A 25,603-nucleotide genomic window follows, 5' to 3' on the forward strand; every position below is an offset into this window, starting at 1 on the left:
GCCGTTCCGGCATTAGGGTGACGGCATGCACTCCAGGGCTCGGCGGCGCGGGCCGAAGGACACCGGCTCCGGAACGCTCGCCGGCCGGATGGCGGCCCTGCCAGTGCTGTTGCTGGTCCTGGTCCTGCTGATCTCGCGAGCACCGGTTCTCGACGTCGCGAAGTTCGGCCTGTTCCTGGTCGTCGGGGTGACCTTGCCAGGCGTGGTGATCTGGCGGTTGATCGGCGCTTATCGCGGCAGCCTGGTCGAGGACTTCGCGGCCGGCTTCGCGATCGGTACGGCCGCGCAGTTGATCGTGTACCTGGCCAGTGCATCCGTCGGGCTGCAACGCTGGTCGTGGGGCTGGGCGCCGATCGTGCTCGTCCTGGGCGTGCTGGACCACGACGTGCGCAATCGCATCTGGCGCCGGGTCGCCATGCCTTTGACGCCATGGACGGCTTGGTTGCTGTCGTTGTCGACGTCGCTCGTGCTGTTCGCGATCTACCGCTCGGGGCCGGGACGGTATGCACCGGCGTACACGGATCCGTTGGTGAGTGATCCGGGGATGGCGTTCCACCAGGCGCTCGCGGCCAGCGCGAAGGCCGACGTACCGGTGGTGCCGTTGTGGGTCGGTGGCGAGCCGATGAAGTTCCATACGTTCTTCCACCAGGTCACCGCGGCGACGTCGTGGGCGACCGGGGTGGATCTCACTCAGTTGATCTATGCGCTGAGTTGGTTGCCGTTCGCGTTGGCCGGGTGTGCGCTGGTCTTCGCGGTGATGCAGCGGTTCGTGCAGCCGGGTGAGAGCGCCGCCGCTGTCTGGGCCGGGCCGCTTGCTGTTCTCGTTGCGGGGCTCGGCGGGTCGTTGGAGCCGCTGCATGACCTGTCGGTCGGCGGGGTCTCGATGGTGGCGGGGGCGTACCTGAGTCCGACGCAGAACCTGGGGTTGATGTTCGCGCTGGTACTGGCTGTCATCGCGATCGACCTGCTGCGCAAACAGCCGCCACGGAGTCGATGGATCTTGTTGCTGCTGGTGGCGCTGGCTGCGGCCGGCGCCAAGGCCAGTGTGCTGCCGATGGCCGTCTGCGGGTTCTTGCTGGTCTTCCTCTTCCGGCGGTCGACGCGGAATGCGTTCTTCGGGGTGCTGATCGCGCTCGGGTTGTTCGTCGGGTCGGCGATCGTCGTGTTCGGTGGCGAGTCGTCGGGGTTGCAGGTGAAGTTCGGCGGGCTGTTCGAGGAGCTGCCGCCGTACGCGGCGATCAAGGCTTCCGCGGGTGACCGGGCCGGGTTGATCAGCGCGGTGGTGATCCTGGTGGCCTGGGGGCTCGCCGTCGTCGGGGTGCTGTTCCTGCGGCGGTTCTGGCGGGATCCGGGTGGGATCTACGTGGCCGGCTTTGCGATCGGCGGGTTCGTGGCCGCGCTGGTGACGAATCAGCCGTTGTCGTTCTACCGGATGGCGTTTCCGTTCTTGGCGGTGCTGTCGTGTGTCGGGTTGGCTCGGTTGGTCGAGCGGCTCGACGATCGGCGGAGCGTAGTACTGGTTGCCGGCGCTGCTGGGCTGGGGTTGGCGGCTTGTGGGTTTGCTCGGTGGAGTGCAGCCGATCTGCGTGGGGTCAAGGAGCCTTTGATCTGGACGGTTGCGGCTGTGCTGGCGGTTGCACTGGTGGTCGCGATCGGATGGAAGGCCGGCCGGCGAGGTGGCGGTGTGCCGACGGCGTTCTTTGCTGCTCTGGTTGCCGCGTGCATGGTCGGGGCGTTGGCACTGCCGCTGGTGGGATTGGTATCCGCCTCGGCAAGCGACGTTGCCTATGGGCGGCCGGGCCGGGATGGGCCGACCGAGGCGGAGGCGGATGCTGCTCGGTGGCTGAAGGAGAACTCGGCCGGCGAAGACCTGATCGCCACGAACGCGCACTGCATCGCTCTGCGCGGCGAGACGTGCGACAGCCGGCACTTCTGGATCGCTGCGCTGTCCGAGCGACAGGTACTGATCGAGGGCTGGGTACGGACCAACAGGTCGAGCCGGATCTCGGCCACGTCCGGCGTGGAGCCGAGCAAGGTGCCGTACTGGAACAAGGAGCAGCTCGCCGCGAACGACGCGACCTTCACCTCGCCGTCGCCGGCCATCATCGAGCGGCTGCGCAAGCTCGGCGTGCGCTGGCTGTACGCCGACCACCGGGCCGGGCAGATCTCACCGCAACTGAAGCAGTACGTGCGACTGCGGCACGCGACGCTGGACGCGACGATCTACGAGATCAGGTGAATGAGCGCGTCCGCGACGCGTGCTCTCCCCTGCCCGTCTACGAGCTTCCAACCGGCTTGGGCGAGTTGCAGGCGCTCTTGCGGGTTGGTGAGCAGCTTGCGGAGTACGGCGGCAGCGTCTGACGGATCTGCCTTCAAACTGGCCAGCGTGCCGACCCCTGCGGCCGCACCGGTGGCTACTGCTCGCTCGTAGCCCATCTCCTGGTTGTCCACGACACAGACGAGACCAGCGGTGGCTCCTAGGCACAGCAACTCCCAGGTCGACGTACCGGAAGCACTGACGACCAGATCAGACTCCACAACCGCCTTGGCCAGCTCTGACGTCGGCCCGATCACCTGCACCTGCTGGCCCGGCTGAAGCTCCACTGCGGCGATCTGGTCGGCCAGGTCTTCACCAGGCGCGACCACTGTCGCCTCAAACGCCACCCCAGTCGCTGCCAACGCCTGTACGACGTACGGCCCGGCTCCATAGGCATCCGTCCCGCCGAAGAACGCAAACACCCGAGGCACACCCGCTGCCCGTAGTACCGGCGCCTCCGCCGGCCTCAGCCCAAGCACCTCATCCCGCAACATCACATACTCAAGCCCCGCCAGCCTCACACTCCCCGCAGGCAGTACCGGCTGGTCGAACTCGGCACCGAGATTCTGATCGACCAACACATCAGCGTCGGCCCCCCGCAGCTCCCCATCCACGATCGCCAGCGTCGGCACCCCCGACCGCCGCACCGCCGTGAACACCTCACCCGGCAGGTCATACGAGTCGAACACCACCGCATCCAGCCCCAACCGCCCCACCGACGCCACATGCTCCTCGGCCGTCCACACTGCAGCCTCGACCGCGATCCCCCGCGACCGGATCTGCTCATCCGCCCACGGCACGCTCGGACTGTCGCAAACGAACACCACCTCAACCCCGCGCCCCCGCAACTCCTCGGCCAGCGCCAGGCTCCGCATCACATGCCCAACCCCCCGCCGAACCCCCACATCACACCGAACCCCAACCCGCAGCACCTGATCCACGCCCAGACGGTATCCGGTCCGTTGAGCGGGCCAGCTAAGGTACGGACTTGCGTGGTGTGATCGCGTGGTTCGGAATTGTGGCTAGAAGGGGCTTACGTGTCCATCCTCACCGGGTCTGACATTCTCGTCACCGGAGGCACCGGGTCCTTCGGCCGGGCGTTCATCGGGCATGCGCTGGAGCAGCTCGATCCGCGGCGGATCATCGTGTTCAGCCGGGACGAGTTGAAGCAGTGGGAAGTACGGGCGGCGTTCGGGGACGACCCGAGGTTGCGGTTCTTTCTGGGAGACGTGCGGGATCGAGCCCGGTTGATGCGGGCGATGCACCGGGTCGACTACGTGGTGCACGCGGCGGCGTTGAAGCAGGTTGACAGCGGTGAGTACAACCCGTGGGAGTTCGTCCAGACCAACGTGATCGGCTCGCAGAACGTGATCGAGGCGGCGATCGACTCGGGCGTGAAGCGGGTCGTCGCGCTGTCCACCGACAAGGCGTCCAGCCCGATCAACCTGTACGGCGCGACGAAGCTGACCGCGGACAAGCTCTTCATCAACGGCAACCACTACGCGGCGGCGTACGAGACCAGGTTCAGCGTGGTCAGGTACGGCAACGTGATGGGCAGCCGCGGCTCGATCATCCCCAAGTTCCGCGCGCTGCACGAGGCCGGCCAGTCGCTGCCGATCACCGACCTGCGCTGTACCCGGTTCCTGATCACGCTGCCCGAGGCGGTCAAGTTCGTCGTCGACTCGTTCGAGCTGATGACCGGCGGCGAGCTGTACGTCCCGCGGATCCCGTCGATGAAGGTGACCGACCTGGCCGAGGCGATCGCGCCCGGCGCGACCATGCACGACATCGGCCTGCGCCCGGGCGAGAAGCTGCACGAGGAGATGATCAGCCCGGAGGAAGGCCGCCGCGCCCTCACCCTCGGCAACCGGTTCGTCCTGCAGCCCGACCTGGCCAGCTGGGGCTACGTCGCACCGGCCGAAGGCACCCCGGTCGTCGAAGGCTTCCACTACGCCTCGGACACCAACGACCAGTGGTACTCGATCGACGAGATCCGCAAGATCCTGCTCGAGGACTGACCCGATGCTTCCGTACGGACGTCAATCGATCTCAGAAGAAGACATCGAAGCCGTCACCGCCGTCCTACGCGGTGACTGGCTCACCACCGGCCCAGCCGTCACCGCCTTCGAGACCGCCATCTCCGAACTGACCGGCGGCCACCGCGCAGTCAGCTGTACTTCGGGCACGGCCGCCCTCCACATGGCGTACGCCGGCCTGGGCGTCGGCCCCGGCGACGAGGTCGTCACCACCCCCATGACCTTCGTCGCGACCGCCTCGACCGCCGCCATCCTCGGCGCCAAGATCGTCTTCGCCGACGTCGAGGAGGACACCGCCCTACTCGACCCGGCCGCCGTCGAGGCCGTCACCACCGACCGCACGAAGGTCATCGCCGGCGTCGACTATGCCGGCCACCCGGCGGACTACGACGCCCTCCAGCCCATCGCGGACCGTGTCGGCGCCAAGACCCTCGACGACGCGGCCCACTCCGTCGGCGGATTCTCCAACGGCCGCCCGGTCGGCGACCTCGCCGACGTGACCACGCTGTCGTTCTTCCCCACCAAGAACCTCACGACCGGCGAGGGCGGCGCCGTCGTCGCCAAGGACCCGGCCGTCGCCCAGCGGGTGCACGAGTTCCACTTCATCGGCCTGGTCCGCGACCCCTCACGGTTCGCCATCACCGATGAAGGCCCGTGGCACCAAGAGGTCCACGAGTTCGGCGTCAACTACCGCCTGACCGACCTTGCCTGCGCCCTCGGCCTGTCCCAGCTGCGCCGCCTCGCGGCCTTCAAGCAACGCAGAGCCGAGATCACCGCGAAGTACAACGCCGCCCTGTCCGGGATCGACGGACTCCGTACGCTGGTGCAGCGCCCCGGCGTCGATCCCGCCTGGCACCTCTACCCCGTGCGAGTGCTCGGCGATCGCCGCCGCGAGGTGTTCGAGGGCATGCGTGCTGCCGGGATCGGCGTCCAGGTGAACTACATTCCTGTCTACTGGCACCCGGTCTTCGCCGAACTGGGCTACCAGCGCGGCCTGTGCCCCAACGCGGAGCAGTTCTACCGCGAGGAGCTCTCGCTGCCGATGTTCCCCGACCTGACCGACGCCGACGTCGACCGGGTGATCGAGACTCTCACGAAACTGGTGGCCTAGTTTGTTGATGGTTGGGGCGGAGATGCTCAACTGGTCCGATCTGCGCCCCGCTGACGGCCGGCCGGCGACTGGCGGCTCGGCGACGGCCGCTCTGCTCGATGCTGTCCTCAGACCTACAGACAAGGTGTTCGTCGCAGGGCCGCATTCGCTGGAACTACTGGACCTGATCGCCAACAAGGTCTCCACGGTCGACGTGCTTGTCCGGTCCGCACCCGATGCCGAGCAGATCGCCCGAGTGATCAGCGGCAAGGTGTACTGCGGCGCCCTCGACCGCTTCACCGGCACCAACCTGTACGACGTAGTCGTAGCCCTCGACGGCTTGCCTCGACTGGTCGGCCCCGACACCCCGGCGATGACCTGGACCGAAGGCCTCGCCCTCCTGAAGGCCCGGATGGCCCCCCGCGGCCGACTCCTGCTGGCCGCCGAGAACACCTTCGGAATCGAGCGCCTGCTCCAGCCCGACGTCACCGCGACCGTCCCCCGCAACGCGGACTGGCCCGGCGTCGTCGGCGGCACCCTCGAAGCACCGGTCGGTCTGGCCGCGATCCGCACCGCACTCGGCGCACTCGCCTCGTCGACGACCGTCTACGCCGTCTACCCCGATCTGGTCGCGGCCGATCTCGCGATGCTCACCCCCACCGGCCCGCTCACCGCAGTCGCCATCGGCCGGTCCGTCGCCGCCCGGCACAGCGGATCGACGCTGATGGACCCGTACCGTCTGGTCCAGGATGCGATCGCCGCCGGACTCGGTCGCGAGCTGGCGCCGGTCTGGTACTTCGTGATCGGCGACAAGGCCCCGGAAACCCTTCCTGCACAGTCGATTCCGAGCGGCGAAGGCATCCTGCTGGAAGAACAGTTGCTGGCGGCATTGAAAGTCGACGACCAGGCAGCCCTCAGGCGCGCTGTTCCCGCTTATGTCACCTGGCTGCACTCGCTTGCGTCGGAGTCCGCGGCGATCGCCTCCCCGGACAACGTGATCGTGGACGGCACGAAGTACCGGCTGTTCGGCTCTGGTGTTGTGGTGTCCGGTGGTGCGGTCGAGCATCTGGCGCGGTTCGTCCGGCGGGCGCAGGAAGCCGGCTCGCGGCAACCATGGTCAGGTGACACGCAAGCCTTGACCGCGCGGCTGGCTTCAATGGCCGGACTGACCGTCGACGGCGAGCTGACCGTTGCCCTCGACAACCTTCGGCCGCAGGGGCAGGCCGAGCAACTCGCGACCATCGCGCGGTTGTCCCAGGAGCTGGCCGACGCGAACGAGCAGGCGACCTGGTTCGAGAGCCAGCTGGACGGGATCCGGCGCTCCCGGCCGTACCGGATCGGGCATGCGGTGCTCAATCCGGCCCGGGTGGTCGTGAAGCGGCTGCGGCGGCTCTGATGCACCACGCCAACCACTTCTACGGCCACGCGCACGTGATGGCAGAGTACGCCGGGCTGCACGGCTCGCCACGGATCTGGGGTTATCTCCAGCACGGCTGGAACATTCTCGACGGGTTCGCGTACAACACGGCCTTCGTCGCCGGGATGCCCAAGTTCGTCTGGTCGGACAGTGTCCGGCGCCGGGGCTTCTTGATGGGGCTGCGCAACCAGTCGGTGATCGGCGCGCCCTGGCTCTATCTGCTGCGAAACCACCCTGAGCTGGCGGCCCCCACCACTGATGCCCAGGGCACCATTTTCTACCCGTTCCACGGTTGGGAAGGGCAGCACGTCCTGGGCGATCACGGCCGAATCGTTGCCTCGATCAACGAGCACGAGCAGGGCCCGGTGACGGTCTGCCTGTACTGGAACGAGTACCAGAACGAGGCGATCCGGCAGGTCTACGAACAGGCCGGCTTCCGGGTCATCACCCACGGGTACCGAGGCCTGCACTGGCGCAAGACCGACAAGGACTTCCTGCTCAAGCAGCTCAAGGAGATCCGCAAACACCGCCGGGTCGCCTCCAACCGGCTCAGCTCCGCGGTCCTGTACGGCGCGTCGCTCGGATTGCAGCCGGGCGTCTACGGAGACCCTATGCTGCTGGAGAACGAGCACCCGTCGTTCGGCGGACAGGCGCGGATCAAGCGGATGTGGCCCGAGATGGACCAGCCGTACGTACCGTTGCCGCAGGCCCGCGAGTTCACCGACACCGAACTTGGCGTCGAGAATCTCGCCCACCCGGCGGAGATCCGCGAGATGTTCCAGTGGACCACCAAGAAAGCGTTTCAATGAATATCGGCATCATCACCCAGGCTCGCGCGACCAGCACCCGGCTCCCTGCCAAGGTGCTGCTGACGGCGGCCGGGCGAAGCTATCTCGAGTACCACCTGGAGCGGCTGACCCGGACCGGGCTGCCGGTGATCGTGGCGACCACCACGAACGTGGACGACGACCCGATCGTGATCCTCACCGAGAAGCTCGGCCTGCCGGTCTTCCGGGGTAGCGAGGAGGACGTGCTGTCCCGGTTCGCCGGCGCGGCCTCGCAGTACGGGCTGGATGCGGTCGTACGGGTCACCTCCGACTGCCCGTTGATCGATCCCGAGGTCGTTGCCGCGGGCGTCGACCGCTGGCGGGCCGAGGGCGACGAGGGGCTGTACCTGTCGAACTGTCTCGAGCGGACGTACCCGCGCGGAATGGACTACGAGGTGTTCTCGACCGCCCGGCTGCTGGAAGCCGACGCGAAGGCGACGTTGCAGGCCGACCGCGAGCACGTGACGTCGTACTTGCACCAGAATCGCGCCGGGGATGTCCGCTTGCTGAACCTGCCGTGGAGCGGTGGCGGAGCGCAGTACCGGCTCACGCTGGACACCGAGGACGACCGGCAGCTGCTCACGGCGCTGTACGAGGAGTACGACGCGGGCGACCGGAACTGCGCGGATCTGGTCGCCATTCTGGACCAACATCCGGCGCTGGCCGCGCTCAACGCGCACATCGAGCAGAAGAAGCTCGGCGAGTAACACCCCGCGAGGCGGTGGCTACGGCATGATTTGCGGTGATGACCACCGATGACTCAGCACGCGCGCACTCGTTCGGCGCCGTCGCGGCCGCGTACGACGCGGGCCGGCCGACGTTCCCTGCCGACGCGCTGACCTGGATCCTCGGTCCGGGACGGCTGCAGATCCTCGATCTCGGGGCCGGTACCGGCAAGCTCGCCCAGGTCGCCGCGGCGCTCGGGCACGACGTCGTCGCGGTCGATCCGTCCGAGGAGATGCTCGCCGTCTGCCGCAAGCTGGCCGGCGTGGACACGATGGTCGGCGCGGCCGAGTCGATCCCGCTCGCGCACGCCTCGGTCGACGCGGTGATCGTCGGACAAGCGTTTCATTGGTTCGACCACGCCCGCGCACTGCCGGAGATCGCCCGGGTGCTCCGCCCGCACGGCGTCCTCGGGCTGCTCTGGAACAACTACGACACGGTCGTACCGTGGGTGCGGCGGCTGCATCGCGCGATGATCGGCGAGGACTTCCTGGCCGGCAACGACGAGTTCGACCCGATGCCGACGCTGCTCCAGTCCGACCTCTTCTCGATGGTCGAGACGGCCCGGTTCCGGCACTGGCACGACCTCGACCGGACCGGCCTGAAGCAACTCGCCATGTCGCACTCGCGGGTCGCCGTACTGACCGAGTCCCGCCGCGAGTCGGTGCTGGACCAGATAGACGCCATCTACGACAGCACCGCCCGCCCCCCGGAGCCGCTGCGGATGCCGTACTTCACCAACTGCTACCGCACCCGCCCGAGCGACCTGGCCAACTACCGCCGGACGATGGCCTGAAAACGATTTTGTTGCTTTCGGACACATTTCCTCGACAAACCGCTAGCGTGCCTTTGTTCGCGTTCCGGACTAAGGGGTGCAGATGTCTGAGGAAACTGTGCACGAGCGGGAAGCTCGTGCGTATGAGGTCGTGTACGAGGCGAAGGACTTCCAGGAGCTGAAACGCCGGTACAAGAACTTCGTCGTGCCGTGGACGGCCGCGTTCATGATCTGGTACCTGGCCTACGTCGCCTGTAACAACTGGGCCCGCGACTTCATGAGTCACCGGATCGGCGGTACCCACATCAACGTGGCGCTGGTCTTCGGCCTGCTCCAGTTCGTCTCGACCTTCGTCATCGCCGCGGTCTACGGCCGGTTCGCGAACCGCAAGCTGGACCCGCTGGCCAGTGGCCTGAACGCCAAGTACAAGAGGGAGCGCCGCCGGTGAACACCCTGCTCGTCCCACTCGCCGACGCCGAACCCGGCAACCAGGCGCTGACCATCTCGCTGTTCACCGCGGTCGTCGCCGTGACGCTGTACATCACCTGGTGGGCGTCCCGGCAGAACAAGACCACCGCCGACTACTACGCCGGTGGCCGCTCCTTCAGCGGCGCCCAGAACGGCCTCGCCGTTGCCGGTGACTACATGTCCGCGGCCTCCTTCCTCGGCATCTCCGGCCAGATCGCGCTGTACGGGTACGACGGCTTCCTGTACTCGATCGGCTTCCTGGTGGCCTGGCTGGTCGCGTTGCTGCTGGTCGCCGAACTCCTCCGCAACTCTGGTCGCTTCACGATGGCCGACCAGCTCGCCTTCCGGATGAAGCAGCGCCCGGTCCGTACCGCGGCCGCTTCGTCGACGATCGTCGTGTCGATCTTCTACCTGCTGGCCCAGATGGTCGGCGCGGGTTCGCTGGTCGGGCTGCTGCTCGGGGTGAAGAGCGAAGGCCTGAAGGCCGGCGTGATCGTCCTGGTCGGCGCGCTGATGATCATCTACGTGACGATCGGCGGCATGCGCGGCACGACCTGGGTACAGATCGTCAAGGCCGTGCTGCTGATGACCGGCACCTTGCTGATCACCTTCCTGGTGCTGCTGAAGTTCGACTTCAATCCGTCGAAGCTGCTCGGTGCGGCGGCGGCGCACTCGGGCAAGGGCGAGGCGTTCCTGCAGCCCGGTCTGCTGTACGGCAAGGACCTGACCGGCCAGATCGACTTCCTGTCGCTCGGACTCGCGCTGGTGCTCGGTACCGCCGGTCTGCCGCACATCCTGATCCGCTTCTACACCGTCCCCGACTCGCGGTCGGCGCGGAAGTCGGTCCAGTGGGCCATCGGGCTGATCGGCGCGTTCTACCTGATGACCCTGGCGCTCGGTTTCGGTGCGGCAGCGTTGCTCGATACCGGCAAGAACAGCGCTGTCGCCGCATCCAAGGGCAACACTGCGTCGGTACTGCTGGCAGAGGTCGTCGGCGGTGGAGCTGACTCGATCGGCGGCGCCATCCTGCTCGCACTGATCGCCGCAGTCGCCTTCGCCACCATCCTCGCGGTGGTCGCCGGGTTGACGCTGACCTCGGCATCGTCGTTCGCGCACGACCTCTACGTGAACGTGATCGCCAAGGGCAAGGTCACCGAGAAGAACGAGATCCGGGTCGCCCGCTTCGCAGCCATCGGCATCGGCGCGGTCGCGATCGGCCTGGCGATCCCGGCCCAGAAGCTGAACATCGCCTTCCTCGTCGCGCTCGCGTTCGCAGTGGCTGCATCGGCCAACCTGCCGGCGTTGCTCTTCAACCTGTTCTGGCGTCGGTTCAACACGTCAGGCGCGGTGTGGAGCATCTACGGCGGCCTGATCTCCGCCGTAGTCCTGGTGATCTTCTCGCCGGTCGTCTCCGGCCGCCCGACGTCGATGATCACCGGCGCCGACTTCCAGTGGTTCCCGCTGTCCAACCCAGGAATCATCTCCATCCCCCTGGGCTTCCTGCTAGGCGTCATCGGCACCTACGTAGGCAAGGACAAAACAGCAGCCAACCGCTACAACGAACTCTCCGTCCGCTCCCTCACCGGAGCCGGCGCCGAGGGCCCCGGCAAGCACTAGCGGTCCCCTGGACTACGTACGCCCGCGGCACCCCAGGTGTCGCGGGCGTACTGGCCGTGTACCGAAGGACAGGAAGTAGTCGACGGCACCCAGTGCACTTTGAGCGTGAACAGCGGTTCCGCGTACGCCGTACCGCGCTGCACTACCTGTCGACCGGCACGCAAACTGGACCGATGGGGAAGGCTGCGGCGAAGCGATCTATGTCCTTTGCTGTGCCTGAGGTTTTGAGCAGGCCGGATTTGAGGGCCGCTGCGCCGTCCAGCTCGCCGGTGAGGAGCGGGGCGATGGGGGCGAACGCCTCCAGGACGACTGCGCCTTCGAGGGGGCCGGTGTCGACGGTGAGGTCGTCGTGGTCGATGGTCGCGTGGATGGTGATTTCACCGAAGTGAAGTTCGTACTTCGCCTTCAGCTTGCCTGGGTGGAAGGTGGAGCGGAGGGCCATCACCAGGATGTCGGCTGTGATGATGTCGTCGGGGCGGAGCTCACCCAGCGAGCGGGCGCCCCACCGGCCCAGTGCGAGGACGACGCCCTCCAGGTCGGCGCCATACGCAGTCAGCTCGTAGACGATCGCACCCGACGGGCGCGGCAGGATGCGGCGTTCGACGAGGCCTGCCTGCTCGAGTTCCTTCAGCCGGGTGGCGAGCACGTTGGTGGGGATCTTCGGCAGGCCGGCACGGAGGTCCGTGTAGCGCTTGGGGCCGACCAGGAGGTCGCGGACGATCAGCAGCGCCCAGCGCTCGCCGACCAGTTCCAGCGCGCGGGCGACACCGCAGTACTGGCCGTAGGTCTTCGTCGTCATATCGACCACCCTACTCCCCTTGACAAAGCTTACTTGTTTTTATGAAGCTTAGTGCATGGCAACCATGAGCAAGCAACAGCGCGAAGAGTTCCTGGCCGGCACCCACGTAGGCGTGCTGAGCGTGACCGGCGAGCCCGGGCACCCACCGACGAGCGTCCCGACGTTCTACGCGTACGAGCCGGGCGGCGACCTCACGATGTTCACCGGCACGCAGCGCCGGGCACCGAAGCGGATCGACTTGATCAAGAACGCCGGCGTCGTGAGCCTCGTCGTGCAACGCGAAGAAATGCCCCCGGCGTACGTCACCGTCGAGGCCGAACTCGTCGAGGTCTCCAGGCCGACCCCCGAGCAGATGCTCGCCATCGCCCGCCGCTACATGCCCGAAGACCACGCCCAGGGCTACGTCCAGACCGAACTCGGCGACCCGGAGAACATCGTCACCCTCTTCACCTTCCGCCCAACCCGCTGGCTGACCTCCGACACCTCCCGCTGACCCGGCGCCGCACTACGGTGCGGTTCGTGCATCGCTTGCTGGCAGCCACCGCCGCTCTGTCCCTCCTCGTCAGCGGATGCTCAGCGACCCGCACCGATTCAGCATCAGCAGACCACCCGGACCCGGCCGGACAGCCGAGCAGCGCACAACCGAGTACTGCGCAGCCGAGTGAGCCGCAGCCGAGCAGTGAACAGCCACCCGAGAGCACGAACCCCCAGGTCGCGCCGCGGTTCGAGATCGTTGCCGGCGGCGGTACCGATGCCAACGCGACCCAAGCACTCGGCGCGAAAATCGGCGGAGCAGTCTGGGACATCGAGTTCGCGCGGGACGGTACGGCGAACCTGCTGATCAACTCCCTCGACCACAAGCGGCTGGAGCGGATCCGGCCGGACGGCACCCGCACCGTGGTGCCACTGGACCAGGCGTGGCGGATGGGCACCGAGATCGCGGTCGGGCCGGACGGGTCGGCCTACATCGATCTCCGGATCGGCACGAAGAAGAACACCGTCTACCGGATCAAGCCCGCCGGCAGCCTGGAACCAGTGATCGATTACGACACCGCCATCTCCGGCCTCGACGACAGCGCCAGCCTGCAAGCCGCCCCGTCGAACGGCGAGCAGAGTGGCCAGGCGCCAAGCGACTTCACTGCCTTCACCGTCGACCCGGCCGGCCGGCTCGTTTTCGCCGTGAACGTCAACGGGAAAGCTCAGGCTGGCGCAGTGGTTCGCCGCGTCGAGGCGGACGGGACGGTACGGACGATCGCGGGCAAGCCGGCCAAGTTCACCACCGTTGACGCCGCCAAGGCGGCGACGCCGGCCGCGATCTGGCCACCGGCCGGTACCCGAGCCTTGGACTGGACCACGACCGCCACGATGCGCATCACACAACTGGAGTCCCAGCCCGACGGCACGATCACGCTGGGGACCGACGGCGTCATCAGCGGCGCCGTCGACTTCTCGGTCCTGGCCATCACGTCGTCGGGAACAGTCAACCGGCTCGCGGCGTCCCAACTCACCGGCTCCGCGAGCTTCGGCGCCCAGGTGGCGGAGGCGCCGTTCACCCGGGAGGGCCACATCCAGGCCATCGGCGTCCTCAGCAACGGCATGTCGGCCGCAGCCGGGCTGCTTGCGGTAGGCACCACGCAGCCGCCACCGCAGGACACCAGTCGGTACTACAACGGCAAGTACACCCCCGGGCAGCGGGCGATTCTCGGCAAGGCTCGCGGTCGGGCCATCCGGCTGATCCGGCCCGACGGCTCCTTCTCGACCGCCGCCTTGGGCGAGAACTTCGTGCTGCACGGTGGCTATCTGTACGTCGTCGAGCGCAACTCCCTCGCCGACGAACTCGTGCTCGGCCGGGTGAAGATCCCCGCCTGAGCTCGGGCCGGATTCCCACCTCAGCCACCCCTCGGCCGGTTCGGTCGAGCAAAGCGTGCGGTCATGAACCGTTGACGCTCGCGTAGCGCTGCCGTAACAATGAGCCAGCGCTGTGCAAGAAATCAGCAAACTTACGAAACTTCCGTAGGCATCGTGCAATTTTCTTGGCAGCCGTAATCCCTTGTGCCCTCACACTCCCGCCCATCGGAGAGGCCCCGGATGCCATGAGAACCACACGTGCACGATGGCGGCTGCTGGCCGCCACGGTCGTCGGCAGTCTGCTGCTGACGGCCGGACCGATGTTCGCCGCGGCCGGGCTGCACAGCAGCGGCTCGACCGCCTCGGCCGCGGTACTGGCCGGTCCCAACCTCGCGGCCGGCAAGACCGCGACCGCCAGCAGCAACACCCAGAACTACGTCGCCTCGAACGTCACCGACGGCAACCAGGGCAGCTACTGGGAGAGCGCCAACAACGCGTTCCCGCAGTGGGTCCAGGTCGACCTCGGCTCATCGGTCAGCACCAACCAGGTCGTACTCAAGCTGCCGTCGGGCTGGGGTTCGCGCAACCAGACCCTCGCCGTCCAGGGCAGTACCGACGGCCAGAACTTCAACGATCTGTCCGCGTCCGCGTCGCGCGCGTTCAACGCACCGGGCAACACGCTCACGATCGACTACGGCAACTCGACCGCCCGGTACGTCCGGATCCTGATCACCGCGAACACCGGCTGGCCCGCGGGACAGGTCTCCGAACTCGAGGTCTACGGCCCGGCGACCGGTGACACCCAGGCTCCCACCGCCCCGGGCAGCCTGGCCTTCACCGAACCCGCCGCCGGCCAGATCCGGCTCACCTGGACCGCCTCGACCGACAACGTCGGCGTCACCGGGTACGACCTGTACGCCAACGGCGCGCTGCGTACCAGCGTGGCCGGCAACGTGCTGACCTACACCGACACCCAGCCGGCCAGCGCCTCGGTCAGCTACTTCGTCCGCGCGAAGGATGCCGTCGGCAACCAGTCGCCGAACAGCAACACCGTCACCCGCGGCGGCAGCACCGGCCCGGGCACCAACCTGGCGCTCGGCAAGCCGATCACCGCGTCCGGCTCGGTCTTCACCTTCGTCGCGACCAACGCGAACGACGACAACGTGCAGACCTACTGGGAAGGCAACGCCAACCCGGCCACGCTGACCACCCAGCTCGGCTCGAACGCGGACATCAGCTCGATCGTGATCCGGCTCAACCCGGACAGCGCCTGGGGCAACCGCACCCAGACGTTCTCGATCCTCGGCCGTGAGCAGAGCGCGTCCGGTTTCAGCACCATCGTCGGCTCCGCGTCGTACAACTTCAGCCCGTCGTCCGGCAACACCGTCACGATCCCGGTGAGCGCGCGGATCGCCGACGTCCGGCTGAACTTCACCGCCAACACCGGCGCCCCCGCCGGCCAGGTCGCCGAGCTCCAGGTGATGGGCGTCCCGGCCCCCAACCCGGATCTCACCGTCTCCAACGTGACGTGGGCCCCCGCGGCACCGGTCGAGACCGACTCGATCACGCTGTCCGCCCGGGTCAACAACACCGGCACGGCGGCCTCCGGCGCGACGGACCTCAACTTCTACCTCGGTACGACGAAGGTCGGTACCGTCGCCGTCGGTGCCATCGCCGCCGGAGCATCCGCCACGGTGACCGCCTCGATCGGCGCACGTGACGCCGGCAGCTACCCGCTGAGCGCCAAGGTGGACGAGTCGAACACGATCATCGAGCAGAACGACGCCAACAACACCGGCAACAGCTCGAGCCCGCTGGTCGTCACCCCGGTCGCGAGCTCCGACCTGGTCGCCTCCTCTGTCAACTGGTCCCCGGGCAACCCGGCGGCCGGCAACACGGTGACGTTCTCGGTCGCGATCAAGAACCAGGGCACCATCGCCTCGGCGGCCGGCGCCCACGGCATCACCTTGACGCTGCTGAGCGGAAGTACCGTCGTGAAGACCCTGACGGCCTCGTACTCCGGTGCGATTGCCGCCGGCGCCACCACTGCCCCGGTCAACCTGGGCACCTGGGTAGCGGCCAACGGCCGGTACTCCGTCCGCGTCGTGCTCGCCGACGATGCGAACGAACTGCCCGTCAAGCGCACCAACAACACCAGCGAGCGGCCGTTCTTCGTGGGCCGCGGCGCGAACATGCCGTACGACCACCTGGAGGCCGAAGACGCCTCGACAGGTGGCGGCGCGGTCGTGGTCGGCCCGAACCGCACCATCGGCGACCTCGCCGGTGAGGCGTCCGGCCGCAAGTCGGTCACCCTGAACTCGAACGGCGCCTTCGTCGAGTTCACCACCAAGGCGAGCACCAACACGCTCGTCACCCGGTTCTCCATCCCGGACTCGGCCGGCGGTGGCGGGATCAACTCGACCATCAACGTCTACGTCAACGGCACCTTCCACAAGGCGCTGCCGCTGACCTCGAAGTACGCGTGGCTGTACGGCGCGGAGGCCGGCCCGGGCAACTCGCCGGGTGCGGGACCGGCCCGGCACATCTACGACGAGGCGAACATCATGCTGGACGGGACCTTCCCGGCCGGTACGAAGATCAAGCTGCAGAAGGACCCGGCCAACACCACCACCTATGCGATCGACTTCATCGACACCGAGCAGGTGTCGCCGATCGCCAACCCGGGTTCGGGGTACGTAGTACCGGCCGGATTCAGCCAGCAGGACGTGCAGAACGCGCTCAACACGGCGCAGCAGAGCTCGACCTCGCTGGGCGTCTACCTGCCGGCCGGTGACTACCAGACCTCGGGCAAGTTCAACGTGAACAGCCGGGCGATCAAGGTCGTCGGCGCCGGTCCCTGGTACACCCGGTTCATCGCTCCGACCGGCCAGACCAACACCGACGTCGGGTTCGACGCCGCCTCGTCGGCGAACGGGTCGACGTTCAGCGGGTTCTCGTACTTCGGCAACTACGACAGCCGCAACGACGGTCCGGGCAAGGTGTTCAACTTCAACGGCACCTCGAACATGACCATCGACAACATCTGGATCGAACACCAGATGTGCCTGTACTGGGGTGCGAACACCGACAACTCCACGATCAAGAACTCGCGGATCCGCGACACCTTCGCCGACGGCATCAACATGACCAACGGCTCGGCCGGCAACCTGGTCAGCAACAACGACGCCCGCAGCACCGGTGACGACAGCTTCGCGCTCTTCAACGCCGTCGACGGCGGCGGGGGCGAGGTCCGGGACAACGTCTTCGAGAACCTCTCGGCGACGCTGACCTGGCGGGCGGCCGGCTTCGCGGTCTACGGCGGCACCAACAACATCTTCCGCAACCTGTACGTCGCGGACATGCTGGTGTACTCCGGGATCACGATCAGCTCGCTCGACTTCGGCATCCCGATGAACGGCTTCGGCGCGACCCCGCCGACGCTGTGGCAGAACATCTCGGTGGTCAGATCCGGCGGCCATTTCTGGGGAGCGCAGACCTTCCCCGGGATCTGGATCTTCTCGGCCTCGAAGGTGTTCCAGGGCATCCGGGTCAGTGATGTGGACATCGTCGATCCCACCTACAGCGGGATCATGTTCCAGACGAACTACGTCGGCGGGCAACCACAGTTCCCGGTCGCCGACACCATCCTGACCAACATCAACATCTCCGGCGCCCGCAAGTCCGGCGACGCTTTCGACGCCAAGTCCGGCTTCGGCATCTGGGCCAACGAACTCCCAGAACCAGGCCAGGGCCCCGCCGTAGGCACGGTCACCTTCAACAACCTAACCCTCTCCAACAACGCAGTAGACATCCGCAACACCACGACAACCTTCACCATCACCCGCAACTAGCAGCCATCACGTAAGACGGGCCGCCGGGAGTCCGAACCTCCCGGCGGCTCCGTTGCGCTCGGGAGGGGGTGGTTGCCGGTGGCAAGGGTGCTGCTGGATTCTGGGTTGGCGCGGTAAAGGGGCTGTGGATCGCGTCGCCGGGCTGCTTGAGTGTCCTAGTCGAGCCGCTGACAAGACCGGCCACAATGGATCGGCTAGCCCCCCGCCCGGCGGACCCGTCAACCGGCCCGGGACGAGCAAGGCTGGCCCTGATGGGTAGGCCACCACCGGGTTGTCGGTCCGATGAGTCGGGGGCTCCAGTTTGCGGGCCCACTGGTGGGTTCTCGGGCCGCTGGCGTGAAACATCACGCCAGCGGCACCAAAACCCGCCAGCCAACCCGGTTCACCGACTTGGGTATGCGCTGGCAACCGACCGGATCGCCAGCCCATCAATCGGCCCTCCAATCACCCGACACGCCGAGCAGGACGCTGCCCCCATGGACGGTTGATGGTCCGCCCGTTGCCCTCGGCAACCAAATCCGGCCGCTCCGGCACCGTTTCCCCGCAGACCGGCCCACTTTGCGATCGCCACCCCCGCAGCCCGACCAGCCTTGCCATCGGCGCCCCGCATCTCGACCGGCCTTGCGATCGGCACCCCGGCTCACGATCCGCCTTGCCAAGGCGACCCTCTGGCTCAGACCCCTCCGCGGGATCCCGATAGCTGCGTCCTTCCCTGGTCGAGAGGGTGTGGGTCAAGAGTCGAACTTGTTCGATCCCGAAGGGACGCGAAGCGCTCTTGACGCACACCCTCTCGACCAGGACACTCCCCGCAGCGGAGACCGCGGACCACAGTCCCTTACGAGCGAGCACCCCGCATCCACAGCACCCCTACGCGCCCGACCCCGTATCCAGGAGTCCTGGGCGGTGGAGTTCGCCGGTCAACAGGCGGTGGGCCGTTTGGGTTAGGGAGTGGTGGGCGGTGCCGGCGGTTCGGTGGGTGGTTAGGAGGCCGGCGTTTCGTAGTACTCGGGCGTGTTCGCTTGCCGAGGCTAGGGAGATGCCTGTGCGGCGGGCTAATTGGGTGGTGGTGGCGCTGGTGGTTAGGGCTCGTAGGACTAGGGCTCGGGTGCGGCCTACTAGGTCGGCTAGGGCGTCTACGGCCTGGTCGTCGGGCAGGGGGAGGTCGACGGTGGGGTAGATGAGGACGGGGCGGCGGCCGGGGACGTCTAGGGCTAGGGCCTCGGAGGTGAGGGAGGAGGGGTAGAGCTCCAGGCCTCGGCCTTCGAGGTAGATGTCGTAGGTGGCACCGGGGCCTAGGCCGTGGGTGGTGAGGATGGGGGCGTTCCACTCGATGTCGGGGTGGAGGGTGGTGAGCAAGCCCTCGACTCCGCCTTGCAGTAGGGCGCGCGAGCGGAGGGCTAGGTCGGCGCCGTAGCGGCGTTCGAGTTCTACGCCGGAAGGGACTAGTACGTCGTCGTGGAATTCGCGGACGGCGTTGCCGAGGGCACGGCGCGACTCTGCGGTGCCGGCGAGTAGGCCCTTCATGAAGATGTCGACCTCGGGTGGGAGGTACGGGCCGAGCTGGTCCTGGACGACGTCTGCGGGGGTGTCCATCAGGATTTCCAGGGCAGGTTCCAGGCCGGGCGCCGGTACTTCCGGAGTGAGGAAGTCGGGGAGACGTCCGGTCGGACTGACCAGTTTGAAGAGCGGGCGCATCGACGGCCGGAGCAGCGGTGCCGCCTCGCGTCGCCAGCGGCGGCCGGCCGGTGGCATCGGGCGCGAGCCGAGTGCTCGCGCGGCCAGCGCAGCCTCCCAGAGCGGCTCGGGCTCAGCCGGGAACGTCACCCGACCCAAGTCGGCCGGACTGAAATGAAGCCGCATCATGCCCCGATTGTGCCGCCACAGGAGCCCAACGAGACATGGTTTCGGGGAGAACCGAAACCGGTCGAGGCGGGCGGGAGCCGGAGATCAGGCTGGCGGGCATGATTCGTCGACGTACTGCGACCACCGTCCTGCTGGCTGCTCCGCTTCTCGCGGCCGGCGTCCAGCCCCTTGCCGAGGCTCAGCGCGAGCACCACCAGCGTCCGGAGACGTATGTCGTCTCGACCACTCCAGGCGACACCCCGGAAGGCATCGAGGTGACTCGCGACGGGACGATCTACGTCACCAGCGTCGGCACCGGCGCCGTCTACCGCGGTACGGTCCGCGACCCGAAGCTCAGGCCGTTCCTCCCCGCCGGCAGCGACGGCCGGACGACCGCCACCGGCGTCCACGTCGACCGCTGGGGTCGCGTCCTCGTCGCCGGCGCCAGCACCTCGAAGCTCTACATGTACGACGCCCGCGGCCGCCTGCTGGCGATCCGGCCGGCCGCCGAGGGCTCGTTCCTCAACGACTTCGCCTTCACCGACGACGCCGTCTACGTCACCGACTCGGCCCACAACCAGATCTGGCGCGCCACCCTCACCGAGGACGGTCTCGGCCGCCTCAAGCCCTGGCTGACCCGCGACAAGATCCAGCCGACGCCGTACTTCCTCAACGGCATCGTCACCGACGGCCACCGGCTGCTGGTGGGCGAGCAAGGCCAGGACGTCACCTACCGCATCAATCTGCGCACCAAAGCGGTCACCACGCTGGAGATCACCGGCGCGAACGGCATCCTCTCCGGCGACGGCTACCTCCTCGAAGGCCACCGCCTGTACGCCGTCTACAACGCCGGCGGCGGCAAGTACGTCACCAGACTCGCCCTGCTCAACCGCGACTGGACCAAAGCCCAGGTGCTCGCAGATTCATTGCCCGGAGCAACCAACTCCACCCCGACCACGATCGCCCGCGACGGTCACCGGCTGCTCTGGGTCAACAGCCAGCTCGACGCCAAGCCCGGCACCCCGCCGTACACGGTGTCGGTGGTCCCCGGCCTCGACTAATAACTCGACTAGAGCTCGTCGGCCATCCGGGACAGCACCGCGCCGGCCGACAGTACGAGCGCCCGCTCGTCATCCGACAGGCGGTCGAGCAGCTTGGTGAGGTCGTCGACCGCATGCTGCCCGGCCGCCTTCACCATGTCGTCGCCGCGCGGGGTCAGTACGACGGCAGTAGCGCGCCCATCAAGTACGTCGGGCTGACGCCGAGCCAGCCCCGCCGCCTCGAGCCCAGCAACAGTCGTCGTCGCGGTCGGCTGCGAACACGGCACCCGCGCCGCGATCTCACCGATCCGGATCGGTTGCTCGTCCCCGATCAGCCGCAGCGCGATGAACTGCGTCGGATGCAACGCCCTGGTCTCACCGGTCCGGCGCAGATGGCGCACCACGCGGTGCATGCCGACCAGCAACCGCAGCGTCTCTTCCTCCATCGCGACCACCTCCCCCATGTCCGGCATCGTGACACGGGCTCAGGCTCAATCCGAGACTGTTGGCGGCCAATTGCATCAACCTGCAAAAGGCCGCTGCTCGTTGGTCAGCCCAACGGAATAGACTCGCGCTGTGACGACCAGTGACGAAGCAGGGCCGAGTGAGCTGGCGGGGATGCCCAGCTGGTTGCTCACGCAGAGTGCGATGCACGCGCAGCGAATCATCGGCGAGACGTTCGCCGCGGCGAACGCCCGCGGGTACCACTACCGGCTGCTGGCGACGCTGGCGGAGTACGGGCCGGCCAGTCAGGCGTCGCTCGGCCGGCGTACCGGGATCGACCGCAGTGACGTGGTGGCCGCGATCAACGAGCTGGCCGACCTCGGGTACGTCGTACGGTCGCCTGACCCCGACGACGGGCGGCGCAACATCATCACCCTGACCGCCACTGGCGAAGTACAGCGGGAACGGCTCGAAACCCTGGTCCGGGCCGCTCAGGACGAGCTGTTCGCCCCGCTCTCCCCCTCAGAGCGGGGCCAGCTTGCTGCCCTGCTGGCCAAAGTCCTCAGTCACCACCAAGGACTAGCGGACCGGTAGCAGGGCGCGAGCCGAGGCCTGGGTACGCCGTACGCGGCGCTCCCGGGCGTGGACCCGACGACGCGCTGCCCGGGACAAGCGGCGCTTCGGGGCCTCGACCGTCACTTCACCCTGCTGCGACATCGCGACTCCTCCTTCGATCGGCACATCAGCTCAGATGCGCCGGGCCACGATCCGGTTCCCCACCGGTCGTCGTGTTTCTGGCCCGTTCGGCGCAGATCGGGGGCGGCTGGGCGAGGCACCAGTACCGCGGGTGGTCCGGCGTTGGTAGAAAGGTGCAGTAGCGCGCAGTTTCGCGCTGAAGACTTGCAGCTCTCAACGAGGAGTCCGCGACGTGACCAGTTCCGAGTCCAACCCGTCCGATGCGCTGTCGAACCTGATGCACGAGGAGCGCCGGTTCGAGCCGCCCGCAGAACTCGCCGCGAACGCCAACGTCAAAGCCGACGCCTACGCCGCGGCCGAGGAAGATTTCGAGGGCTTCTGGGCCGAGCAGGCCAAGCGGATCAGCTGGGCCGTCGAGCCCACCGAGACGCTCGACTGGAGCAACGCGCCGTTCGCCAAGTGGTACGCCGACGGCAAGCTCAACGCTGCGTACAACTGCGTCGACCGGCACGTCGAGAACGGTCTCGGCGACAAGGTGGCCTACTACTTCGAGGGTGAGCCCGGCGACACCCGGGAGATCACCTACGGCCAGCTCAAGGACGAGGTCAGCAAGGCGGCCAACGCGCTGCTCGAGCTGGAGGTCAAGGCCGGCGACATCGTCGCGATCTACATGCCGATGATCCCCGAGACCGTGGTCGCGATGCTCGCCTGCGCCCGGATCGGCGCCCCACACACGGTCATCTTCGGCGGCTTCTCCTCCGAGGCGCTCAAGGACCGGATCCTGGACTGCGACGCCCGCGTCGTGATCACCTCCGACGGCGGCTACCGCCGTGGCGCCCCGGCGGCGCTGAAGCCGGCCGTCGACGCCGCGCTGGTCGACTGCCCGGACGTCCGCAACGTCCTGGTCGTCAACCGGACCGGCCAGGAGACCGCGATGGTCGCCAACCGCGACCTGTGGTGGGAGGACTTCGTCGGCAAGCAGTCGACCGAGCACACCCCGGAGGCGTTCGACGCCGAGCACCCGCTGTACGTGATGTACACGTCCGGTAGTACCGGCAAGCCCAAGGGCATCCTGCACACGACCGGCGGCTACCTGGTGGGCACGTCGTACACCCAGTGGGCCGTGTTCGACCTCAAGCCGGAGACCGACGTCTACTGGACCGCGGCCGACATCGGCTGGGTCACCGGGCACAGCTACATCGTGTACGGCGCGCTGGCCAACGCCACCACCTCCGTGCTCTACGAGGGCACGCCGGACACCCCGCACCAGGGACGCTGGTGGGAGATCGTTCAGAAGTACAAGGTCTCCATCCTGTACTGCGCGCCGACCGCGATCCGCACGTTCATGAAGTGGGGCAAGCAGGTCCCGGAGAAGTTCGACCTCTCCTCTCTGCGTGTGCTCGGCTCCGTGGGTGAGCCGATCAACCCCGAGGCCTACATCTGGTACCGGGAGAACATCGGCGGCAACAAGACGCCGGTCGTCGACACCTGGTGGCAGACCGAGACCGGCATGCACATGATCTCCCCGCTGCCTGGCGTGACCGCAGGCAAACCGGGCGCTGCGATGAAGGCGATCCCGGGCGTGAGTGTCGATGTCGTCGACGACGCGGGCAAGTCGGTGCCGAACGGCTCCGGTGGTTACCTGATCATCAACAAGCCCTGGCCGGCCATGCTGCGCACGCTGTGGGGCGACGACGAGCGCTTCAAGGACACGTACTGGTCCCGCTGGCCGGGTGTGTACTTCGCGGGTGACGGCGCCAAGAAGGACGAGGACGGCGACATCTGGCTGCTCGGCCGGGTCGACGACGTGATGAACGTGTCCGGCCACCGGCTGTCCACGACCGAGATCGAGTCGGCCCTGGTCTCCCACCCGAAGGTCGCCGAGGCGGCCGTCGTGGGCGCCTCCGACCCGACCACCGGCCAGGCGATCGCGGCCTTCGTGATCCTCCGCTCGGAGGCCGGCGACGGCGGTCCGGACGTGGTCCAGGAGCTCCGCAACCACGTCGCCAAGGAGATCGGCCCGATCGCGAAGCCGCGCCAGATCATGGTCGTCGCCGAACTCCCCAAGACCCGCTCCGGCAAGATCATGCGCCGCCTGCTCCGCGACGTCGCCGAGAACCGCGAGGTCGGCGACGTCACCACGCTGGCCGACAGCACGGTGATGGACCTGATCAAGACCAACCTGGAGTCCGGCAAGTCCGACGAGGACTGACCAACTCTTTCCAATCAGCAGCCTGTACGCCGCTTCGGCGTACAGGCTGCTGTTTTATCCGGTTGCCGCCTCGCCCCGCCGCTGCTGGAATGGCGCTGTGCCGGCACCCAATGGATTCGACTACCAAGAGCGTTCCGACGGGACCGTCCGCATCACCCACCACGGCAAGCCCGCCACCGTACTGCGGGCTGCCCGAGCCGCCGAGTTCCTGGCCGAGGTCGACGACGACCCGCAGGAAGTCATGGCCCGCTGGACCGGCAACTACAAACGCGGCAACGAACGGATGGGCAAGAACCATCCCCGCAACCGTGGCAAGATCGGCCCGTGACCGCCCTGGTAGCCATCATTCATGCGGGCCTGGCCGCTGCCTGGGTCGGCGGCATGGCTTACTCGCTCTTCGTCGTGCAGCCGAAGCTGAAGAAGTACTTCGGTCCGCGCGAAGAGGACCGCGAGCACCTCACGGCAGTCATTGCCTCAGGCAACCGTTACAAGGTGCTGGCGCTGATCGGCGTGATCGCCCTGACCGGCGCGATCCTTCTCCTGCTTGACCACCAGCAGTGGTGGATCCACGCGCTCAAGGCCGTACTGCTACTCCTCGCGACCGGCATCTTCTACTACGTCTCCTGGCACCACTGGCCGCGCCGGATCTTCGCCACGGCCGCCGAGCGCCCAGCCCTGCAACGACAACTGATCACGCTGGCCACCCTCATGCTTGCGTTGGCAGGTGGCGCCTTCGCGCTGGGTGTGCTGGCCACTCATCTCTGAGGTGGGGTACCGGAATTGGTCTACTCGGCGTCAGGTGGCGCGGTAGGCGACGGTGATGTCGTAGCGGTCGGAGCGGTAGACGGACCGGCCGAACTCGATCACTTCGCCCGAGGCGGTGCGAGGGGCTGAGGTGATGATCAGGCAGGGGACGGCGGAGTCGATGCCGAGGAGCTCGCAGTCGGCCGGGTCCGGTGGAGCGGCAACGATCGAGGCGGAGACCATGCCCAGGGTGACGCCCCAGTGGGTGGCGAGGGAGTCGTAGAGGGAGACCTCGGCCAGGTCGAGTTCCTCGAGGCCCGGGTACCTCCGCAGGGACAGCGCCGTCCGCTCGATCGCCATCGGGTCGCCGTCGGCGGTACGCAGACGGACCAGGTGCAGTACCGGCGCACCGATCGGCTCTTCGAGCTCGCCGGCCAGTGCCTCGTCCGCAGTACCGACCCTGTGCTCGAGGACCTTGGCGCCGGGGGTGATGCCGCGGGCGCGCATGTCCTGGCTGAACGACGAAGTGAGCATCCGCGCCGGTCGTGGCTCGGTGACGAACGTGCCACCGCCTGGCCGGCGGGCCGCGAGGCCTTCGGCGACGACCCTGTCCACCTCTTGGCGCACCGTCATCCGGGCGACGCCGAAGCGCTCGGCCAGGACGCGCTCCGAGGGCAGCACCGTTCCTGCGGTGAGACTGCGGGTGAGGGTCTTCAGAATCTCGCGGATCTGGTCACCCTTCGGCCGGTCGGTGCGGAGCTCTGTCGGGAGTTCCGCGAGGTCACCGGGGTTGTTCCTTGGGCGGGCCATGACGTCAGTATCCCTGGGAATGTGCCCGGCAAACCGGTTGCCGGGAG

General features: G+C 67.5%; 22 protein-coding genes. 17 read left to right on the forward strand and 5 right to left on the reverse strand.

Going from position 1 to position 25,603, the window contains the following annotated elements:
- Window positions 1-25 precede the first annotated feature (25 nt).
- Window positions 26-2,239, forward strand: coding sequence for a hypothetical protein (locus AB0M15_RS09560; protein ID WP_363815765.1), 2,214 nt, complete (start codon window positions 26-28; stop codon window positions 2,237-2,239).
- Here AB0M15_RS09560 and AB0M15_RS09565 read toward each other — a convergent pair.
- Window positions 2,224-3,258: a spore coat protein gene (locus AB0M15_RS09565; protein ID WP_363815767.1), complete on the reverse strand. Its 1,035-nt coding sequence runs from the start codon at window positions 3,256-3,258 to the stop codon at window positions 2,224-2,226. The genes AB0M15_RS09560 and AB0M15_RS09565 overlap by 16 nt on opposite strands.
- Before the next feature lie 96 nt (window positions 3,259-3,354).
- Between AB0M15_RS09565 and pseB the strand changes: the two genes are divergently transcribed.
- The 8 genes from pseB (at window position 3,355) to AB0M15_RS09605 (ending at window position 11,270) form a co-directional block, all read left to right on the forward strand.
- The gene (pseB, locus tag AB0M15_RS09570; RefSeq protein WP_363815769.1) at window positions 3,355-4,335 is read left to right on the forward strand and encodes a UDP-N-acetylglucosamine 4,6-dehydratase (inverting); all 981 of its coding nucleotides are present in this window, start codon (window positions 3,355-3,357) and stop codon (window positions 4,333-4,335) included.
- Window positions 4,336-4,339: 4 nt separating this feature from the next.
- Complete coding sequence (locus tag AB0M15_RS09575; protein ID WP_363815771.1) at window positions 4,340-5,464, forward strand: DegT/DnrJ/EryC1/StrS family aminotransferase; 1,125 nt, start codon at window positions 4,340-4,342, stop codon at window positions 5,462-5,464.
- Between the two features lie 22 nt (window positions 5,465-5,486).
- The gene (locus tag AB0M15_RS09580; RefSeq protein ID WP_363815773.1) at window positions 5,487-6,839 is read left to right on the forward strand and encodes a hypothetical protein; all 1,353 of its coding nucleotides are present in this window, start codon (window positions 5,487-5,489) and stop codon (window positions 6,837-6,839) included.
- Window positions 6,839-7,669, forward strand: coding sequence for a hypothetical protein (locus AB0M15_RS09585; protein WP_363815775.1), 831 nt, complete (start codon window positions 6,839-6,841; stop codon window positions 7,667-7,669). The genes AB0M15_RS09580 and AB0M15_RS09585 overlap by 1 nt, the downstream gene beginning before the upstream one ends.
- Window positions 7,666-8,394: a glycosyltransferase family protein gene (locus tag AB0M15_RS09590; RefSeq protein ID WP_363815777.1), complete on the forward strand. Its 729-nt coding sequence runs from the start codon at window positions 7,666-7,668 to the stop codon at window positions 8,392-8,394. Before AB0M15_RS09585 ends, AB0M15_RS09590 begins: the two co-directional genes overlap by 4 nt.
- Window positions 8,395-8,432: 38 nt before the next feature.
- Window positions 8,433-9,206 (forward strand): methyltransferase domain-containing protein, encoded by a 774-nt coding sequence (locus AB0M15_RS09595; protein WP_363815778.1) that lies wholly within the window; start codon window positions 8,433-8,435, stop codon window positions 9,204-9,206.
- Window positions 9,207-9,288: 82 nt separating this feature from the next.
- Window positions 9,289-9,633, forward strand: coding sequence for a DUF485 domain-containing protein (locus AB0M15_RS09600; RefSeq protein ID WP_363815780.1), 345 nt, complete (start codon window positions 9,289-9,291; stop codon window positions 9,631-9,633).
- On the forward strand, window positions 9,630-11,270 hold the full coding sequence (locus AB0M15_RS09605; protein ID WP_363815782.1) for a cation acetate symporter: 1,641 nt from the start codon (window positions 9,630-9,632) through the stop codon (window positions 11,268-11,270). Before AB0M15_RS09600 ends, AB0M15_RS09605 begins: the two co-directional genes overlap by 4 nt.
- Before the next feature lie 142 nt (window positions 11,271-11,412).
- On the opposite strand, the gene AB0M15_RS09610 is transcribed toward AB0M15_RS09605, so the two are convergent.
- The gene (locus AB0M15_RS09610) at window positions 11,413-12,069 is read right to left on the reverse strand and encodes a helix-turn-helix domain-containing protein (RefSeq protein ID WP_363815784.1); all 657 of its coding nucleotides are present in this window, start codon (window positions 12,067-12,069) and stop codon (window positions 11,413-11,415) included.
- A 64-nt stretch (window positions 12,070-12,133) separates the two neighbouring features.
- On the opposite strand from AB0M15_RS09610, the gene AB0M15_RS09615 reads away from it, so the two are divergent.
- The 3 genes from AB0M15_RS09615 (at window position 12,134) to AB0M15_RS09625 (ending at window position 17,768) form a co-directional block, all read left to right on the forward strand.
- Entirely contained in the window at window positions 12,134-12,562 is a 429-nt protein-coding gene (locus AB0M15_RS09615) for a pyridoxamine 5'-phosphate oxidase (RefSeq protein ID WP_363815786.1), read from the forward strand.
- Window positions 12,563-12,588: 26 nt separating this feature from the next.
- Entirely contained in the window at window positions 12,589-13,938 is a 1,350-nt protein-coding gene (locus AB0M15_RS09620) for a hypothetical protein (protein WP_363815788.1), read from the forward strand.
- A gap of 224 nt (window positions 13,939-14,162) precedes the next feature.
- Window positions 14,163-17,768, forward strand: a complete 3,606-nt coding sequence (locus AB0M15_RS09625) for a discoidin domain-containing protein (protein WP_363815790.1) — start codon at window positions 14,163-14,165, stop codon at window positions 17,766-17,768.
- 867 nt (window positions 17,769-18,635) lie between these two features.
- On the opposite strand, the gene AB0M15_RS09630 is transcribed toward AB0M15_RS09625, so the two are convergent.
- Window positions 18,636-19,631: a winged helix-turn-helix domain-containing protein gene (locus AB0M15_RS09630; RefSeq protein WP_363815792.1), complete on the reverse strand. Its 996-nt coding sequence runs from the start codon at window positions 19,629-19,631 to the stop codon at window positions 18,636-18,638.
- 98 nt (window positions 19,632-19,729) lie between these two features.
- Here AB0M15_RS09630 and AB0M15_RS09635 point away from each other — a divergent pair, with 98 nt between their 5' ends.
- On the forward strand, window positions 19,730-20,671 hold the full coding sequence (locus tag AB0M15_RS09635; RefSeq protein ID WP_363815794.1) for a superoxide dismutase: 942 nt from the start codon (window positions 19,730-19,732) through the stop codon (window positions 20,669-20,671).
- An 8-nt stretch (window positions 20,672-20,679) separates the two neighbouring features.
- Here AB0M15_RS09635 and AB0M15_RS09640 read toward each other — a convergent pair whose 3' ends face one another.
- Complete coding sequence (locus tag AB0M15_RS09640; RefSeq protein WP_343967482.1) at window positions 20,680-21,114, reverse strand: MarR family transcriptional regulator; 435 nt, start codon at window positions 21,112-21,114, stop codon at window positions 20,680-20,682.
- A gap of 112 nt (window positions 21,115-21,226) precedes the next feature.
- On the opposite strand from AB0M15_RS09640, the gene AB0M15_RS09645 reads away from it, so the two are divergent.
- The 4 genes from AB0M15_RS09645 (at window position 21,227) to AB0M15_RS09660 (ending at window position 24,767) form a co-directional block, all read left to right on the forward strand.
- Window positions 21,227-21,688, forward strand: a complete 462-nt coding sequence (locus AB0M15_RS09645) for a MarR family winged helix-turn-helix transcriptional regulator (protein ID WP_363815797.1) — start codon at window positions 21,227-21,229, stop codon at window positions 21,686-21,688.
- Window positions 21,689-22,067: 379 nt separating this feature from the next.
- Entirely contained in the window at window positions 22,068-24,002 is a 1,935-nt protein-coding gene (gene acs, locus AB0M15_RS09650) for an acetate--CoA ligase (RefSeq protein WP_363816583.1), read from the forward strand.
- Window positions 24,003-24,099: 97 nt separating this feature from the next.
- Window positions 24,100-24,330, forward strand: coding sequence for a hypothetical protein (locus tag AB0M15_RS09655; protein WP_363815798.1), 231 nt, complete (start codon window positions 24,100-24,102; stop codon window positions 24,328-24,330).
- Window positions 24,327-24,767 carry a hypothetical protein gene (locus tag AB0M15_RS09660; protein WP_363815800.1) on the forward strand — a complete coding sequence of 147 codons (441 nt, stop codon included), beginning with the start codon at window positions 24,327-24,329 and terminating at the stop codon, window positions 24,765-24,767. The genes AB0M15_RS09655 and AB0M15_RS09660 overlap by 4 nt, the downstream gene beginning before the upstream one ends.
- Before the next feature lie 30 nt (window positions 24,768-24,797).
- On the opposite strand, the gene AB0M15_RS09665 is transcribed toward AB0M15_RS09660, so the two are convergent.
- Window positions 24,798-25,556 (reverse strand): GntR family transcriptional regulator, encoded by a 759-nt coding sequence (locus AB0M15_RS09665; RefSeq protein WP_363815802.1) that lies wholly within the window; start codon window positions 25,554-25,556, stop codon window positions 24,798-24,800.
- Between the last annotated feature and the right edge of the window lie 47 nt (window positions 25,557-25,603).

It is taken from the genome of Kribbella sp. NPDC051718 (assembly GCF_040681515.1).
In the GTDB taxonomy this organism is placed as follows: domain Bacteria; phylum Actinomycetota; class Actinomycetes; order Propionibacteriales; family Kribbellaceae; genus Kribbella.

What these genes read in the sequence shown, in the direction of transcription:
- AB0M15_RS09560 (WP_363815765.1), top strand. Translation starts at nt 26, where the DNA reads ATGCACTCCAGGGCTCGGCGGCGCGGGCCGAAGGACACCGGCTCCGGA.
- AB0M15_RS09575 (WP_363815771.1), top strand. Translation starts at nt 4,340, where the DNA reads ATGCTTCCGTACGGACGTCAATCGATCTCAGAAGAAGACATCGAAGCC.
- AB0M15_RS09580 (WP_363815773.1), top strand. Translation starts at nt 5,487, where the DNA reads ATGCTCAACTGGTCCGATCTGCGCCCCGCTGACGGCCGGCCGGCGACT.
- AB0M15_RS09585 (WP_363815775.1), top strand. Translation starts at nt 6,839, where the DNA reads ATGCACCACGCCAACCACTTCTACGGCCACGCGCACGTGATGGCAGAG.
- AB0M15_RS09590 (WP_363815777.1), top strand. Translation starts at nt 7,666, where the DNA reads ATGAATATCGGCATCATCACCCAGGCTCGCGCGACCAGCACCCGGCTC.
- AB0M15_RS09595 (WP_363815778.1), top strand. Translation starts at nt 8,433, where the DNA reads ATGACCACCGATGACTCAGCACGCGCGCACTCGTTCGGCGCCGTCGCG.
- AB0M15_RS09600 (WP_363815780.1), top strand. Translation starts at nt 9,289, where the DNA reads ATGTCTGAGGAAACTGTGCACGAGCGGGAAGCTCGTGCGTATGAGGTC.
- AB0M15_RS09610 (WP_363815784.1), bottom strand. Translation starts at nt 12,069, where the DNA reads ATGACGACGAAGACCTACGGCCAGTACTGCGGTGTCGCCCGCGCGCTG.
- AB0M15_RS09615 (WP_363815786.1), top strand. Translation starts at nt 12,134, where the DNA reads ATGAGCAAGCAACAGCGCGAAGAGTTCCTGGCCGGCACCCACGTAGGC.
- AB0M15_RS09625 (WP_363815790.1), top strand. Translation starts at nt 14,163, where the DNA reads ATGAGAACCACACGTGCACGATGGCGGCTGCTGGCCGCCACGGTCGTC.
- AB0M15_RS09630 (WP_363815792.1), bottom strand. Translation starts at nt 19,631, where the DNA reads ATGATGCGGCTTCATTTCAGTCCGGCCGACTTGGGTCGGGTGACGTTC.
- AB0M15_RS09635 (WP_363815794.1), top strand. Translation starts at nt 19,730, where the DNA reads ATGATTCGTCGACGTACTGCGACCACCGTCCTGCTGGCTGCTCCGCTT.
- AB0M15_RS09640 (WP_343967482.1), bottom strand. Translation starts at nt 21,114, where the DNA reads ATGGGGGAGGTGGTCGCGATGGAGGAAGAGACGCTGCGGTTGCTGGTC.
- acs (WP_363816583.1), top strand. Translation starts at nt 22,068, where the DNA reads ATGCACGAGGAGCGCCGGTTCGAGCCGCCCGCAGAACTCGCCGCGAAC.
- AB0M15_RS09665 (WP_363815802.1), bottom strand. Translation starts at nt 25,556, where the DNA reads ATGGCCCGCCCAAGGAACAACCCCGGTGACCTCGCGGAACTCCCGACA.